At 51.1% G+C, this 17,287-nt stretch carries 12 protein-coding genes; all 12 read right to left on the bottom strand.

What is annotated here, in order from left to right; all coding sequences use genetic code 11:
• Window positions 1-19: 19 nt before the first annotated feature.
• Complete coding sequence (locus EJL91_RS20840; RefSeq protein ID WP_125143885.1) at window positions 20-1,234, bottom strand: RtcB family protein; 1,215 nt, start codon at window positions 1,232-1,234, stop codon at window positions 20-22.
• Between the two features lie 1,686 nt (window positions 1,235-2,920).
• A complete protein-coding gene (locus EJL91_RS20845) occupies window positions 2,921-4,258 on the bottom strand; it encodes a YjiH family protein (protein ID WP_125143886.1) in 1,338 nt (445 codons plus the stop codon).
• Between the two features lie 33 nt (window positions 4,259-4,291).
• Window positions 4,292-5,509 (bottom strand): carbon-nitrogen hydrolase family protein, encoded by a 1,218-nt coding sequence (locus tag EJL91_RS20850; protein ID WP_243125499.1) that lies wholly within the window; start codon window positions 5,507-5,509, stop codon window positions 4,292-4,294.
• Window positions 5,510-5,751: 242 nt separating this feature from the next.
• Complete coding sequence (gene ggt, locus EJL91_RS20855; RefSeq protein WP_125143887.1) at window positions 5,752-7,479, bottom strand: gamma-glutamyltransferase; 1,728 nt, start codon at window positions 7,477-7,479, stop codon at window positions 5,752-5,754.
• Window positions 7,480-7,517: 38 nt separating this feature from the next.
• The gene (locus EJL91_RS20860; protein ID WP_125143888.1) at window positions 7,518-8,906 is read right to left on the bottom strand and encodes a sodium:solute symporter family protein; all 1,389 of its coding nucleotides are present in this window, start codon (window positions 8,904-8,906) and stop codon (window positions 7,518-7,520) included.
• 51 nt (window positions 8,907-8,957) lie between these two features.
• Window positions 8,958-9,806 carry a helix-turn-helix domain-containing protein gene (locus EJL91_RS20865; protein ID WP_243125500.1) on the bottom strand — a complete coding sequence of 283 codons (849 nt, stop codon included), beginning with the start codon at window positions 9,804-9,806 and terminating at the stop codon, window positions 8,958-8,960.
• A gap of 215 nt (window positions 9,807-10,021) precedes the next feature.
• Window positions 10,022-10,378, bottom strand: coding sequence for a DUF1667 domain-containing protein (locus tag EJL91_RS20870; protein ID WP_125143889.1), 357 nt, complete (start codon window positions 10,376-10,378; stop codon window positions 10,022-10,024).
• Between the two features lie 4 nt (window positions 10,379-10,382).
• Window positions 10,383-11,648, bottom strand: coding sequence for an NAD(P)/FAD-dependent oxidoreductase (locus EJL91_RS20875; RefSeq protein WP_125143890.1), 1,266 nt, complete (start codon window positions 11,646-11,648; stop codon window positions 10,383-10,385).
• Between the two features lie 9 nt (window positions 11,649-11,657).
• The gene (locus EJL91_RS20880; protein ID WP_125143891.1) at window positions 11,658-13,094 is read right to left on the bottom strand and encodes an NAD(P)/FAD-dependent oxidoreductase; all 1,437 of its coding nucleotides are present in this window, start codon (window positions 13,092-13,094) and stop codon (window positions 11,658-11,660) included.
• Between the two features lie 68 nt (window positions 13,095-13,162).
• Complete coding sequence (gene glpK / locus EJL91_RS20885; protein ID WP_125143963.1) at window positions 13,163-14,674, bottom strand: glycerol kinase GlpK; 1,512 nt, start codon at window positions 14,672-14,674, stop codon at window positions 13,163-13,165.
• A 402-nt stretch (window positions 14,675-15,076) separates the two neighbouring features.
• Complete coding sequence (locus tag EJL91_RS20890; protein ID WP_125143892.1) at window positions 15,077-15,838, bottom strand: DeoR/GlpR family DNA-binding transcription regulator; 762 nt, start codon at window positions 15,836-15,838, stop codon at window positions 15,077-15,079.
• A gap of 6 nt (window positions 15,839-15,844) precedes the next feature.
• Window positions 15,845-17,251 carry an MATE family efflux transporter gene (locus EJL91_RS20895; protein WP_125143893.1) on the bottom strand — a complete coding sequence of 469 codons (1,407 nt, stop codon included), beginning with the start codon at window positions 17,249-17,251 and terminating at the stop codon, window positions 15,845-15,847.
• Window positions 17,252-17,287: the final 36 nt, after the last annotated feature.

The raw sequence follows: 17,287 nt of genomic DNA on the forward strand, positions 1-17,287 counted from the left end.
CAGAATTAAAAGAATTCCGTCATCCCTCTTCTCCCGCCTTAAAGTTGTAAACCGGCTTAATCACCGATAAAATCCCGGCGGTATCTCCAATATTATCCACGATATCCTGCATCCTCTTATAGGCCATCGGACATTCATCCAGGGTTTCCGTATTGACCGAAGTCGTGTAGATTCCCTCCATCTCTTTTCTGAACTCCGAGACGGTATAGGATTTTTTCGCCTGGGTTCTGGACATCAGGCGTCCTGCGCCATGGGGTGCCGAACAGTTCCAGTCCTCATTGCCCTTACCGACGCAGATCAGGGAACCGTCCCTCATATTGATTGGGATCAGGAGTTTTCCTCCCGCCTTCGCCGAGACAGCCCCTTTCCTGAGGATCATGTTTTCCGTATCAATATAGTTGTGGATGGTAGTAAACTGCTCTTCCACTTTGAGCTTCATCCCACGGATCATCTCATCCATCATCGCTTTTCTGTTCAGCATGGCAAAACGCTGTACCAGCGTCATGTCGTGGATGTAATCTTCAAGAAGCTCCCCCTCACAGTAGGCCAGGGCCTTTGGAACCGTGGTCGTCACCTGCGCTTTCAGTTCTTTCAGTGCCTTCTGGATTTCCTTCTCACGCCCCGCCGTCTTGTATTCCTTAATCAGAGTATCCACATCGGCCGGGGAATTACCATTGAGCGCCTTGTACGCCTCATTCTGGTAGAATTGGGCAATCTCCAGCCCCAGGTGTCTGGAACCGGAGTGGACGACAAGGTAGAGTTTTCCCTCTGTATCCCGGTCCACTTCTATAAAATGGTTTCCGCCTCCCAGCGTCCCGAGGGAACGGACCGCCCGATCCAGGTTAATCTTCCCGGCCATTTTGCACCGGAGTTTATTCAGATCAATCTGCTCATTATAGGGATGCGGCTCTTTCCTGATGTTAAACCCGGAAGGAATCTTTTCGTAGATCAGTTTGTCCAGCTTTTCCAGCTCGATATGGGAGTTTCCAATGCGGATTGTCTCCATACCGCAGCCGATATCGACTCCCACCAGATTCGGGACTGCCTTGTCGCGGATCGTCATCGTGGTTCCGATGGTGCATCCGGCTCCCGCATGGACGTCGGGCATAATCCGGATCCGGCTCCCCGATGAAAATTCCTGATCGCAGAGCATCTTAATCTGTTCCAACGCTGTTTCTTCCACTACCTCTGTAAATACTTTTGCCTCGTTATATCTTCCTTTTACTGTTTTCATTTTATTTTTCACCTCAAAAAAAGGAGCCGTGATCCCCGATACATATATACGGGGAACCAGTTGGCTCCTAAAAATTCTCATATCCTATCATATGTGACGTCTTTTATCCCCCTTAACAGGGTATTCGTCCGCCGGCAGCCAGTCTTCACGCAGCCGGAGAGACAATCTGTTTACAAATGCAGAATTCCACTACAAAAAACAGACCCGTTTTCCCGGCGGCATGGCACGATATTCAATTGCACAATCTGCTGATCACAGTGATAACTGTGCCTTATGCTCCGATCCAGTCCTTTAATAACGTTTCTCTGTTTCATCGTAATGGTCTCCTTTCGTTGTTTTTTCAGGGTATGCATATCCTCTGTTTTGCAATATAGCACATTGGGCGGCTCTTTGCAAGCATTTCCTGCTTTGCAGGCCGCCACTGGGGGATTTTATTGGGGAGGGAGAACGCCGCCGGTAGGTCGGGGTTTGGGATGGTGAGAGGGTGGGGATGAGTCTTCAGTCCCGGAGTGAGGGCGGTCGCGGGTGGGGAATCCGGGCAGAAAAAGTTCCTGCGGGAAACGCTCGCGCTCTTCGGAGTACATAACGGACACTAACCTCGAAAAAACCTCGGTAAGTGCCGATGGACTCCAGGTTCCCTCCGGAATCTTTTTCTCCCTTCTTCCCCACAGGAAGGTTATAGCCCGGGACTGAAGACGCCGAGGTTATCGCCATTCCGAACCTCGGCCTGCGGCCGCTGAATTGTTCTACTCCTTCAATAAGGGAGGGGTATTGTCTCAGCCACTACGTTCTTTATAAATGTTTGGCAGCTGGCTCCAGTCAGCCCGGAATGCCGGCAAAATGAAAAGCACCATAACCGAGTAGTGGCTGCGACAATACCATCCCCACACTTGACGAAAGAGACAGTCAGCCCCTGAAGACGGCGGACGGGGCAACATCCTTCGCTGAGTCTTCAGTCCCATCGACTACCTGCCCCGGGGAAGGAGGAGAAAAACTTTCCGAAGGGTGACCTTGAAGCCCACCGGTGCTTGGCGAGGTGTTTTCGAGCTTAGCATCCGCTGTGCGCTTCACAAGCGGGAGCGTGTCCCCGCAGGAATTTTTTTCTCCGGATTCCCCCTCACCATAACCAACCGCCGGAACTGAAGACTCATACACCACCTCCCACTCCCCCGTCCGTCATCTTCAAGGGCTGATTGTCTCTTTCGTCAAGTGCGTGAGAGGTATTGTCGCAGGCACGATACAGTTGTGATACTTTACAATCTGACGGCATCTCCGGCTGTAGCTAAAGAGAATGCGTTTCAGAATCTAAAGCTAAATTCTTTGGCGAAACATAGTGGCTGCGACAATACTCTTCCCCATTGAAGAAATAGAACAAATCAGCGGCCGCAGGCCGGGGTTCATGATGGCGATAACCTTCGCGTCTTCAGTCCCGTCGACAACCTTCCCGGGGAAGGAAGGAGAAAACTTTCCGAAGGGGACCTTGGAATCCGCCGGTGCTTGATGAGGTATTGCCGAATCTAGCACCCGTTGCGCATTCCACAAGCGGGAGCGAGTCCCCGTAGGAATTTTTTCTCCTGGATTCCCCCTCACCACACCCATCCATGGGACTGAACCTCATAGCCTCCCTCTCACCATCCCGAACCCCGACCGTCACCGGCGGCGTTCTCCTTTCTCAATCAATCTCCCTTAATACAGGAACATCACAACCGGAGTAGCCAATATCAATGAGAAAACCACCCTCTCCGCCCAGATAATCACAAGATCCTTAACACTGAGCTTGATGTCCGTTCCTAGAATACATGGAATTGATGCGGAGAAGAATAAAATCTCGGCTACGCACACAATTGCGATTACGCCCTGTGCCAGAGGTGAACCCGCGGCCACGATATTGGCCGGGAGGAACATCTCGGCGAGGCTGATGGCGCAGCCCTTGGCTACCATCATTGCCTCCGGGCCAAAGCCCAGAATCATTGTGAATGGGAGGAAGATGTATCCCATGATGTCAAAGAGCGGCGTGTACTCTGCCAGAAGCAGGCCGAGGAAACCGATGGACATCAGGGTCGGACCGATATTTAAGGCAAGGTTGATACCGTCCTTGAAGTTCTTAATCAGGCCTTCCACGAATCCCGGCGCCTTAGAGCATGCCTCAAGGCCTTCGTTCAGCGCGGTGGAAAAAAGCTTGCCTTTTTCTACGACAGGCTCTTTTACTACTTCCATCCCCTCGTAGCCGAGATCAGGCTTTTTGTTCAGAGGATAGATTCTCGTCGTGATGGCGGTTACCAGGAAAGTGATGATCAGGGTGGACCAGAAATAGAGGTTCCATTTGTCCATCAGTCCCAGGGTCTTAGCTACAACAACCATGAAGGTGGCCGATACGGTGGAAAATCCCGTTGCAATGATGCTCGCTTCTTTCTGGGAATAGAATCCCTCTTTATATACTCTGTTGGTAATCAGAAGTCCTACGGAATAGCTTCCCACGAAGGAGGCAACCGCATCGATTGCGGAACGGCCCGGGGTCTTCCACAGCGGGCGCATAACCGGCTTCATGAATACTCCGATGAACTCCATCAGCCCGTAGTTAATCAGGAACGCCAGGAAAATGGCCCCGATCGGCACAAGGGAGGTTACCGGCACAACCACTTTGTTGAAAACAAAAGGAAGCATATCCGGATCATGGAATCTGGCGGGGCCAAACCCGAAGATAGCCATGATGACGACGCCGATGCCAATTACCTTGAAGATGGAGAAAACCGTTGTTACCGTATCCTTATTCCAGGTTCCCCTCACAAATGGAAGGACTGCTCCGATAACGACAATCAGCCCGCCGTAGACCGATCCGAAATTCGGGATGCTTCTGATTGCCGTAACAATATGGTCAATCGGGATGGATTTGGTTCCGTTTATGGTAACGGAAATAAAGAACATAAAAATACCGATTGCGTTTAAAAGTAAAAATTTTGTTATATTACTGCCCGACTTTGCCGTTGCACTGCCCTTTGATTTTACTGCAGCCGTTTCTGACATGAAAGATACCCCCTTGAATATTATTCTGTTTGTTTATTTTCCGCTTCCCTGGATGCTCTTCATCTTCTCATCCATCAGTTTGTCCTGTTCCGCCTGCATTTCCTGGCTCAGTTCTCTTGGCATCGTGCTCATGCCGATCTCCGAAACGCGGTTATCATACTCTGTTCTGTCCAGAGTCAGCTCCGGCCAGCCCTCATATACGGGCGCCTCTGCAACACGGCCCGCATATGGATACTGCAGGTTAAATTTGCGCAGGGAATTCAGGTGCTGATCCTGTCCGTAAAGACGTTTTTCGGTAACTCTTGCAAAGTCAAGCGTCGTTGTATATGTCATTTCCGTGGAGTCACATTTATAAATGACCTGTCCCTCCGGATCCACAATGGTGGAATTGCCGCAAGGCCCGTTTACGCCGTTGGTCCATATGTAATAGCACTCATTTTCCAGCGCCCTTGCCCTCGGAATGACATCGGGGATGAAATCATATTCGGCCGGATCGTAGGACGGCGTCAGTATCAGTTCAGCTCCTTCCAGGGCCAGCGTACGGGAAATCTCCGGGAAGAACTGATCGTAGCAGATCTGAAGTCCAACCGTAACGTCTTTTTCCGGTATATAGAAAGTGCAGTAATCAGAGCTGCTGCTTGGAGTGTTGGACTCTACCGGATAGTATGGAGCTTTCTTTCTGTAGACATCAATTAATTCTCCATCGGGTCCGAATACCGGACAGGTGTTATACGTTTCACCTTCCGGCAGATCGTCTGAAATCTCGCGGAACGTTCCAGGTACAAAGTAAATACCGTACTTTTTGGCGATTGCACCCAGATAGTCGATAAAATCACTGTCCATCCTCTGCGGAGTGAAACCAAGGCCGTCCTCCACTCCCACGACAAGTTCGGGACGGAGGGTTCCGTACATCAGGCCGTCAACCGTGTCGCTTAAATACTGCAGGCTCTCCGCCGTGTCAAGCATCGGCATCTGGATGACGGATACGTTCAGTTTCCGGTTCGGCAGAAGCACTTCCCCCTCCTTCGCCTCCGCTGACGCCGTGTTTTTCTCTGTTTTCACCTGGGAGGCCGTATCTCCGGCGTCCGTTTTGCCGTCCTCAGCTTTTGTTTCCTCTGCTTTTGTTTCTGCTGCGTTTGTGGCCGCTTCAGTCTGCGCCTGCTGCCCGCCCTGGTTCTGCGTTCCGCATCCGGCCAGAAGTGAAGCGGTCATGACTGCCCCTAATACCCCTGCCAATACTTTCGTTTTCATGCTGCGTCTCATAATAAATACCCCTTTCTTTTTTCTCTGGTATTTATTATCCCTCATATAGCAGAAGCAAAGTCAACCGCGTATTTTAACGTTTTTCGAAAAGAAAAAGCCCCGGGTTACGGGGCTTTTAAGGTTATAGCCGGAATAAGGTTTTTGTTAAAGTGATGTTACAGTTTTTTAATTGCCATTCTTCCTATTCTTTATTTCTATTCTTTATTTCCATTCTTTTTTTACATTCTCTGTTACGGTTCAAAACACAATCCGTCGATGGCCACGGTTCCGTCTTTCGTGAGAACTCCGCCCCCGCCGTCTACCCGGCTCGTTCCGCCCGGGAAGAGCTGGCCGTCCTTCTTCATAATGCCGTTCGGCATAACGAGAAGCACTCCAAAATCGGACGTTCCAATTACTTTGTGGCCCTTTTCCTCCAGGAGTTTTACCGTGTCAGGAGAGAATCCTTCCTCCAGTTCCAGGCCCTGATCCTTTGTCAGGCAGCACATATGGGGCGTTTTTACCGCAGAATCCATCATCATGCCGTAATCCAGCGTATTGATAATCAACTGAAGCGTGCTGGTAATAATTCTTGGGCCTCCGGCGCTGCCCACGGCCAGAACCGGCTCCTGATCTTTCAGGACAATAGTAGGAGACATACTGGAAAGCGGAGTCTTTCCGGGACGCACCGCATTAGCCATGCCGTAGGCAAGCCCCTGTGTCGTCCTGACTCCGGCCTTCGGGCTGAAGTCGGCCATGGTGTTGTTCATGATAAATCCCCTGCCCGGGATTACGACGCCGCAGCCCCACCAGTTACGGATTGTCTGGGTCTGCACAAATACGTTACCCTCTTTATCCATGACCGAGAAATGGGAGGTACAGCCCCTGTACTCTTTTGCTTCAATTCCATCCGTCGGGGCAAATTCCTTCGCCTCATTCATATCAATTTTGGCTGCCAGTTCCTCCGCGTATTCCTTGGAAATGATCTTTTCAACCTGTACTTCCACAAAATCCGGGTCACCCATAGCCACAGAGCGGTCTGCAAACATCAGTTTCATCGTCTCAGCCAGCACATGGGTGCTGTCCGCTGAATGGAATCCCATTCCCTTTAAATCAAAATGCTCCAAAATATTTAACATCTGTATAATGTGGCTTCCGCCGGAGGACGGCGGCGCCATGGATACCACGTCATAGCCTCTGTATGTGCCTCTTACCGGCTTCCTCTCGATCGGCGCGCATTTTTCCAGATCCTCTTTTACAAGGACGCCTTTGTGTTTCTGTACATGCGCCACCATATCGTCGGCAACCGGGCCGTTGTAGAACCAGTCCACACCGTGCTCCGCCACGCCTTCCATCGTATCGGCCAGATCGGGGTTTGTGATAATCTCGCCAAACTCCCTCGGCTTTCCTCCGTTCAGGTAAAGCTCGGCAAAACCTGCATACTCCGCCTTGTTATGCTCGGCCTCCGGTGTATTGGAGATCCTTGCATAAGCAAAGCCGCACTTAAAACCTTCACGGCACAGACGGATGGCCGGTCCGGAGACATCTTTCCATGTCATGGTCCCGTATTTCTTGAGCACATTGTCCATAGCGCGGTAGAAAGCCGGTACGGCTACGGCCCTGCCGGAAAATTCGGTCAGGTTTAAATCCACCTCGCCGTTTTCATCCAGGAACATGTCCTGCCATGCATTAATCGGCGCCACTCCTCTGGCATCCACGGCAAAAAATTCATTCGATTCTTTGTGGTATACGATATGGAAACAGCCTCCGCCGATGCCGCTGTGGTAAGGCTCCACAACTCCCAGGACCAGGGACACCGCAACGGCTGCGTCGATGGCGTTTCCTCCCTTTTTCATCATTTCAAGCCCCGCCGACGCGGCATAGGGGTTATTGCAGCTCACTGCCCCCTCCGTGCCGGATACATGCGGCTTATACATTGCTATTTCAGATACTTCCCTTCCAAGATATGGTCTGTTTGGCATAATTCATTTCTCCTTTCTTTTTTAACTGAACTGCCTTTTTACTGTGTTTTCACCGCATCCTCTTTGGAGGTCAGAAGCGTTACAATAATTCCCACGGTGTAGCTGGCGATAATAACCGGATATACGATATTAAGCTTTGCATTCAGTCCCAGAATCACCCAGGTTATGGCTACGATAATTCCAACTGCCGCGCTGGCCGTGGCTGCTTTGGAGTTCACCTTTTTCCAGAGGATACCGATGATAACGCAGAAGCTGAACGGAGCCGTAACGCTGTAGGTCAGGGTCAGGAACAAGTCAGTCAGCTGCGCAGACGGAATCAGGAACCCCGGAATCAGTGTAAAGAATGCCAGAATGATGGTTCCCCAGCGGGATACATTCAGGATCTGTTTGTCGGATGCCTTTGTGTTAATCTGGTTCTTATAAATGTTCGTGAGGATTGTTCCGGTCGCCATCATCATGGTTGCCATTGTTGCGGCAATAATCATGGTGCAGACTGCGAAAATGACTCCTGCATAGAGCGGGGAGCTGAATTCTTTAATGGTCCAGGCGAATGCCGTGGCTCCGTCACCCAGGCCGTCGTTGGCGGCACGGCCCATCATACCGATCATGGCTGTCAAAATACAGATAGGAGCCGCGAAAATGTAACCGATAATACATCCGTTCCGTCCTGCTTTCGCATCCTTTGCCGCCAGAACCGGCTGAAGCACCGACTGCATAACCGCCGAGCTCAGGGCGCCTCCGACCGCCCAGGCAAATATCTGCTGTTTCGGCATGGCGGGAACAATCAGTTTATCATAATCTTTTGGAAGCTGGGCAATCAGACCTGCGTATCCACCAAATCCGGCCAGATTTTTAACCACGAATATAATCAGCAGCACGTAAGTGGAAATGCAGACGATACGCCCGATGGCGGACGAACCCTTCATGCCGGCAAATCCTGTATACACGGCCGCAATTGTAACGCCGCAGACCATAGCTGCCGCAGAGTTGAATCCGGGAATAACAATCTGGATAATGGAAGCAATGGTTTTAAGCTGAATCGGAATGTAGATACATCCGAATACCACCCAGATATAGGACTGGATTCTGGCTAACGGAGTCGAATATCTCCTGGCCAGGAAATCGGGAAGGGCCTCGCTGACCATATTCTGGCGGAGCACCTTGGACAATACTCCCACCAGCAGAAAATACAGACCTCCCGCTATGGAATACCAGCATCCGGCAATACCCATCGTGTAACCGTTCTGTGCCGCGCCCACGATGCTCATGCCGCCTATCTGCCAGGCTCCGAGAACGGCTCCGATAGCGAACGCCCCCATCGTCTTATCGCCGCCGGACCACTGGTTGGCGCTGGTAATTTTAGTTCCCGCATAGATTCCTACTCCGATAATTAATGTAAATGTGATAATCCATGTTGCTACTAACATATAACGACCTCCTCTTCTCTCCTTCATACCGGTGTATCAAAAGGATACACCCTAACATGTTATCTTCCCCGTAACCTGCCCGCTCTGCAGCCGTTTCAAATATTCTCCCGGACATAACCCCGTCATCTTCCGGAAAATTCTGTTAAAATGGGACTGATCATAAAAATCCATCTGGTGGGACATCTCCGTCAGCGAGCCTCCTTTGCTCTGTGACATCTGCCGGATGGCGCTTTGCAGGCATATCTGAAGGTTCAGCTGCTTCGGCGTGATTCCCACATTTTTGAGAACCAGTTTTTGAAGCGTTCTGGCCGTGTAGCCATAGCATTCCTCCAGCTCCTTCATCCGTACGGAACGGTTTCTCTGCATCATATAGTGTGCGATAGATACCGCCATCTTTTCCTCGTTTTCCCTTCTTTCCCCCTTCTTCTCCTGACACTGGGCCAGAAACCGGCCCAGCAGCATAAAATGCTCTTTCTCACTGTCCACCGCATTGATATTCTCCACCATCGGCATAGCCCACGGGAACACATCCCCCAGTTTCAGCCCTTCAGGCGGCACCTCATCGGCCGGGATTCCGGTGGCGCATGTAAAGCTGCCCGGAACGAACTGTACCATCAGCGCCTTTTCAATTCCGTACATCGGTATTTCCTTCTTCTCCGGCAGTACCCCGAACACATAGGCCGAAGCTTCTTTTTCCTGAACCGAGAATACCAGCCCCAACTGACCTACGCCCGGTATGCAGTTTAACCCGGTGCACCCCTGGTTCACATTGTAGCGCAGTACTCTGAGTTCAAAATCCTCCGTTCTCAGCAGTGAATTTTCTCTCTGTTTCGTCACCTCCCAAAATGGCTGCTGAGAGAAAAAATTCGTTTTTTCGCCCATCGCTTCTGTCATTTTCATTACAGCCCCCTTTTCCATGATTTTAACAATTCGTTTTATGTTACAATAGGAAAAATCGGAAATCTTGTCATATTTCATAAGGGATTTCCATAAAAAGGAAAACCGTGCCCCTATCTCGGCTTGTCCTCTTATACAACTGCACGCCAAGGCAGCCGGGAATCTCCCTGCTGCCTTTTTTTCTGCTATTTGATACGGATACTGTGAATTATATATTGTCATTCTACGGTGTCAGACGCTACGATATTGACTCCGCTTCCGCAGATATTTTCCACAATCACGTCATAACGTTTAACCGGAACGCTCACCGATGTCTCCTTAAGGACATCCATGCAGGAAACCAGCAGTTCCCTGGGAACCGGTTTCTCGGAGCGCACCGGGAGGAGGGGCTGCTCCCCGCCCGTAAGCTTTACCGTGCTGGTCAGTATTCTTACCGGATGGGCAAACTCCTGCTTTCCGTATTCCTCACCCCTTCTGCAGGTATATCCTTCTATCGATTCAATCCTGTCGCCTTCGCCGGTCACCGTGATATGGCAGCCCAACGGGCAGATTGTGCAGATAATCTCTTTTTTCATCGTTTTACGCCTCCTGTCCCACTGCTTCTACCGTGACATCATCCCCTGTTATCTCCGATGTTTTTATATCCACATGGCACATCTCACCGGGATTAACGCGCATTTCCTTTTTATGGGACAGAATGCTGCCACCTGATTTTGTAATGAGCGTCACATTTTGATCCGGAGCCGTCACCCGGAAAAAGAGACGGACCGTCTCGTCCTCCTCAGCCACCCTCACCTTGTGCGGGCAGAGATAACGCACATTGGCTCCCGGAACGGCTATGACTTCTTTCACTGCTTCCGGCAGTTCCCCTTTTGCATAGCGGGCCGCATATTTTCCCGCGTTCATGCTCTCCACGGTCACATTGTCCACCAAATCATTTACATGGACCACATTTCCGCAAGCAAACAGGTTTTCCTCCGAAGTTTGCATATACTGATTAACCACCGGTCCGTTCGTGACCGGGGAAATAGCGATTTGTGCCTTTCTGCTCAGCTCATTCTCCGGAATCAGCCCTACGGACAGGAGCAGTGTGTCACAGGCTATGTACTCTTCCGTCTCCCGGAGAGGTTTTTTATTCTCATCCACTGCGGCTACGAAAACGCCTTCCACTCTCTCATTGCCTGCAATCCGGGTCACGGTATGGGACAGTTTGAGCGGTATCCCAAAATCGTCGAGACACTGCACCTTATTTCTTGTCAGTCCGGCCAGATAGTCCTGCAGTTCCACCACTGCCAGAACCTTGGCTCCCTCCAGCGTCATCCTTCTCGCCATAATCATTCCTATATCACCGGAACCCAGAATTACGATGTTTTTTCCCACCACCGCGTTCTGGCGGTTAATCAGGCGCTGGGCGGCGCCGGCCGTGTAAACTCCCGCCGGCCTGGTTCCCGGAATCATAATACCTGCTCTTGTTCTCTCACGGCAGCCCATAGCGAGCACGATGCTCTTAGACGTCACCCTCGTCATGCCGTATTCGGAGTTAACGCAGATTACCGCATTTTCTTCGGGGAGCACCTCCAGGACCATGGAGTTTAACAACGCCTCTGCCCCCAGCTCCAAGGCCTCCTCCTTAAAACGTCCCGCATACTCCGGTCCCGTTAATTCCTGATTGAAATAAGTCAGGCCAAATCCCGGATGGATGCACTGCTGCAGAATGCCGCCAAGCTTTTCATCTCTCTCTATAATCAATACCTTTCCTGCTCCCTCTTTCTTGGCAGCCACCGCTGCGGACAGGCCGGCTGGGCCGCCGCCAATAATCACCACGTCACAAGCAATTTCGTACATCTCGTCCTCCTATCTCGTCTTACCGGCAACCATGTAAGAGCCTTCATTGTTCTTGTTCACTTCTTCCACCGTGATACCTAGTTCGCGGGCCAGGATTTCAATGACCTTCGGGCCGCAGAATCCTCCCTGGCACCGTCCCATTCCTGCCCTGACGCGGCGTTTTACCGCATCCATGCTTCTGGCTCCCAACGGTCTGCGGATACAGTCCAGAATTTCTCCCTCTGTGACGGTCTCACAGCGGCACACAATCTTCCCGTAAAGCGGGTTCCTCTTCACCGCCTCGTCCTGTTCTTCCCTGTCCAGTTCGTGGAAACGGAGAACGCCTTTCCTTCTCTCTGTAAAGTGTTCCTTCGGCTCCATGACGGCTCCCGTTTCACGCATCAAATCGGCCACGTAAACTCCCATGGCAACTGAGAGTGTCAGCCCGGTGGAACGGACGCCCGACAGGTTGATGTAACCTTTCAAATCATCGTATACGTCCACATGCAGCCCCTCCGGGTTCCTGTTTGGACGCAGGCCGCTGTACTGTGTAATGCTGTCGCGGATATTGACACCCGGAATCAGCCGCTTTACGTCTTCGAGAATGCTGACGAGGCCGTCTGAGGTCACGGATTTATCAGTCTTGTTGTCCAAATCCTCCGCGGTCGGCCCCACCAGCATATTTCCGTGAATAGTCGGGCACATCAGTTTTCCCTTGGTTACCTTTGTCGGAATCGGGAGCACAATCTGCTTTACCTGGCAGTCTGTATTTTTATCCAGAATGTAGAACTGCCCTCTCCTGGCCACCACCTTGTAATCCGCCTTGCCAACCATTGCGGCAATCTCATCGCAGTAGAGGGCGGCAGCATTAATTACATAATCGGCCGTGATGGTTCCCCCTGTGGTAACTACTTCTTTTACGGCCCCGTTTTCTGTCCGGATATCCGTCACCTTTGTGTTCAGAAGAAAGTTCACCCCATTTTCATTGGCGTTCTCTGCCAGCGCCTGCACCAGGATAAAGGGATCGATGATGCTCTCCCTTGGGATATATAGTCCGCCTTTCACCTCCGGGTTCAGGTTTGGCTCCATTTTGAGAAGTTCCTCTCCCGTTTTGTATTCCACATCGTAAACGCGGTTTAAAAATGCCTTGTGTTTAATCTCCGGCAGCTTTTCGAACTGCTCCTGTGTAATGGCCGGCAGGATCGCGCCGATCCGTTTAAAGGGAACATCCAGTTCCTCAGCGAGCTTATCATACATTGGATTGGCCGCCGCCACGAGCTGGGATTCCAGCGTTCCCGGTGATGCGTCGTAGCCGGTATGGATGATGGCGCTGTTGGATTTTGAGGCGTCTCCTCCAATGTCCTCATTTTTATCAACTACAGTCACATCCAGTTTATATCTGGACAACTCCCTCGCAATCGCGCAGCCTACCGCTCCTGCGCCAATGATTACAACATCTGTTTTCATATTCTCTCCTCTCTCACTCCCAAATATCGCCGCGGTTCAGCCTTTGGCCAAACTGCAGCCGGATATTCCTATTGTTTTGTTTCCTGGTTTTCGTCTTCTTCAATCCAGCCTTTGGCGCGCTCCACAGCGCGGTGCCATCTGGCCATGAGCCTCTTCCTCTGATTTTCATCAATTCGCGGAAGATATCGCTTTTTCAGTTTCCAGTTGCTCTCTATCTCGCTCAGTTCATTGAACTGGCCTATGCCATAAGCGGCTATGTAGGCGGCGCCCAGCGCAGTTGTCTCGGAAATAACCGGAACATCCACCGGGATCCCCAGGATATCCGCCTGGAACTGCATCAGAAAATCATTCGATGCAATTCCCCCGTCCGCCCTCATCGTCTTAATTTTTATTCCTGAATCCTTTTCCATCAGTTCCAGGATATCTTTGACCTGGTATGCAATGCTCTCAAGGGCCGCCCTTACAATATGGGCCTTTTCGGTTCCCGGGGTAATGCCGATCAGCATGCCTCTCGCATACGGATCCCAGTAAGGAGCCGCAAGGCCCGTCATCGCAGGCACGAAGTAAACACCCGCCGTATCCGGGACCGAGACGGCCAGTTGATTCGTCTCCTCCGCAGACTCTATCAGGTTCATCTTATTTTTCATCCAGGTGATGACCGAACCTGCCACATAGATTCCTCCATCCAGCTCGAACCTCATCTCGTCTTCTTTTAATTTCCAGGCTACGCTTGTTAAAAGCCCCGACTCCGAGTAGACGGGGCGTGTGCCCGTATTCATCAGCATGAAACATCCTGTCCCATACGTTGTCTTTGCCATTCCTTCCTCAAGACAGGCCTGGCCGAAAAGCGCAGCCTGCTGATCCACAATATTTCCCGTGATCGGTATGCACGCCTCTTGTCCGTCCGCTCCCTCAAGACAGGCACTGCCGTAATCTCCTGCTGTGCATCGTATCGCCGGAAGTATATTTACCGGAATATCAAAAAGCTTTAGAAGATCCTCATCCCACTTTTTTTCGTGGATATTAAAGAGCATGGTCCGCGACGCGGTAGAGTAATCGGTGGCAAACACACGGCCGCCCGTCATATTCCATAAGAACCATGCATCCAGTGGACCTGCCAGAAGTTTCCCTTCTTCCGCCCTTGTCCTGGCTCCTTCCACCGTGTTCAGAATCCATCTTATCTTTGTCGCGCCGAAATAGGCATCCGCATGGAGTCCCGTCTTTTCACGTATTATCTTCCGTTCCCCGTCTTTTAACTGCTCCACCCATGCTGCCGTCCGCCGATCCTGCCAGACGATGGCCGGATAAACCGGCTTCCCGGTCTCTTTGTCCCACACTACAACCGTCTCTCCCTGATTATCGATGCCGATGCACTGCACCTCTTTTGCCAGAGCTCCCGCCTTCTTCATTACCTCACAGGCCGCTTCCGTCACCTGCCTGAGTATTTCTTCCGGATCATGCTCTACCCATCCGGGCCGGGGGTAGTATTGTCTGTGCTCTTTATGAGCCTGCGCCGCCAGATTCCATTCCCCATCCAGCAGCAGAACCGTCGTCCCCGTCGTTCCCTGGTCAATTCCCATATAGTATTTGCTGCCCACGCGCCCCTGTCCTTTCTCTCTGCCAACTCCGTCATGTGTATTCTTGATAACTTTTTTAATGTTTTTATGTAGTTCTCAATATATCACATTTAATTTTTCTTTTATATACGCAGAATATACAAAAGTTTTTTGTGTTTTTTATTGACTTTTTGAGTTAAAATTTGCATATCTCCTCATAAATCCACAACATTACACATTTTAGTCAAAAAAAGCGGCCCGCCGTTTGAACGGCAGACCGCTTTTAAAACCTTATTTTTATTATAAGAAACTGATGTGATACAGGAAAAAACAAGTCTCCCGTTATCCGGTAAACCTCCGTTTTCCGTCAAATCCACATTTTGGCGGAAAGTCTTTGATTCCGATAATTTCCGGGCCGGATACCATCTATGCCAGATAAACCTCCACTCCCTGGGCCCGGAACCGGCTGACCGTCTTTTTATCCGTCTCACGATCTGTTATCAAAATATCGATTTCCCCGAGGTCACAGACATGGTTCATCGCCGTGACTCCGAATTTGCTGTGATCGCACAGCGCGAATACCTTCTGTGTCTTTTTAATCCCGATTCTGCGAAACGGTGTCTCTTCCACATGGAAATCTGTGATTCCGAAATTCTCCGTCAGGCCGCCGACCCCCAGAAACACCTTATCGGTCTGGAATAATCTCATATTCTCATCGGCCAGATGTCCTGAAACAGACAGCTCCCTTTTTCTTACCTCTCCACCGACCAGGAACACACGGGTCCCGTCGTCCTCCGAGAGCGCCACGGCAATCGGGATCGAATTGGTCAGAACCGTCAGACCGCGCTTTTTCCCTGCCAGCGCTTTGGCAAATTCCAGGGTCGTTGTCCCCAAATCGATTGCAATCACGTCACCGTCATCCACAAAATCGACGGCCCGCTCCCCAATTGCGCATTTTTCCGCGTAATGCTCCGTCTGCCTCAACTCAATATGCGGTTCGATTCCCCGCTTCTTGTTGGCCACGGCGCCTCCGTAAACACGGCTTAAAAGCCCCTGTTTCTCCAGATATTCCAAATCGCGGCGTATTGTTTCCACCGACACCTGGAACAGCTCCACCAGTTCACTTACCTTGACCATGCCGTCGCGGTTCAGCATCGCAATTATTTTCTCTCTTCGATCAAAAACCATTCCTGACTATCCTCCCATATAATCCGGGCCGGAAGCTTCCGCCTGAAGTCTTTCATTTTCCTTCTCTTCCCTGCTCATTTCCCGCAAAAGCCCGGTCTGCAGAACCAGGCATACGACAAACGTGATACAGTCGGCCAGCGGCTGCGCAATCTGGATCCCCAGTATGCCGATAAAGGCAGGCAGCATCAGTACGGCCGGAATCAGGAATATCCCCTGCCTGGACACGCCCATAAATGAAGCCCGGAACATCTTTCCCGTCGTCTGCATCATCATATTGCTGATCATAACCCAGCCGTTCAAACCGTATGTAAGACACTGGAGTCTCAGCGCTTTCACTCCTATCTCCAGTACCTGCGCGTCACCTTTCCGGAAAAGCTGAATCAGAAGCGGCGCAGCGGCAAATTCCACCGCAGCCAGAACCAGGAGAAATACCGTTCCGATTTTCACGCAGAACCAGAATCCTTTTTTCACTCTTTCATAGAGCTTTGCCCCATAATTAAATCCGCACACTGGCTGGAAACCCTGTCCGAAACCGAGAAGGATGGAATTCGTAAAGTTGGTAATTCTGGATACGATCGCCATGGCTGCGATAGCTGCATCCCCATAGGGCCTGGCCGCCGTATTCAGACAGATCATGGCAATGCCTGAGATAGACTGACGGCACAACGAAGGCAGGCCGCCGTTTAATATCATTTTATAGAAGTAAACCGACGGCCTGAAATTCTTAAACCGTATCAGGACGTTGCCTGCCCTTCTGACTCCCCAGTACAGCAGGCAGAAGCTGACAAACTGGCTGATGATGGTAGCCAGGGCGGCGCCGGAGATTCCCATATGGAATCCGAATATCAGGATCGGGTCAAGTACGATGTTGAGCAAAGCCCCCGTCGTCAGGCCTATCATGCCGTAAAACGCGCTTCCCTCAAAACGAAGCTGGTTGTTCAGTACCAGTGAAGCCGCCATATAGGGTGCGCCGATGAGTATATATTTGAGATAGTCTTTCGCATAAGGGAGGATGGTCTCCGTGGAACCCAGCAGCATACAGAGCGGTTCCAGGAAAAAAAGCCCGAGAAAGGCAATGGCCGCCCCTCCTATTAACGCCGAATAAAAGCCGACCGCGGCCAGTTTTCCCGCCTTGTCCGTCTCCTGCCTGCCCAGGAGCCTGGAAATATTGTTCCCCGAACCCTGGCCGAAGAAAAAGCCCACAGCCTGTATGGCCGCCATGACGGAAAAAGCGATTCCTACCGCGCCGGAGGCGCTGGTGCTGATTCTGCCGATAAAAAAAGTGTCTGCCATGTTGTAAAATGTTGTGATCAGGTTGCTGATGATCGTCGGAACAGCCAGCCTGCAAATCAGGCTCTCCACAGGTGTCTGCGTCATCTGAATGTATTTTGCGTCCAGGTTTGCCTCACTCATTAATTGCTTTTCTCCTTCCTGTTACGTTCCGCCTTT

Source organism: Clostridium transplantifaecale, from assembly GCF_900626075.1.
Lineage (GTDB): Bacteria > Bacillota > Clostridia > Lachnospirales > Lachnospiraceae > Otoolea > Otoolea transplantifaecalis.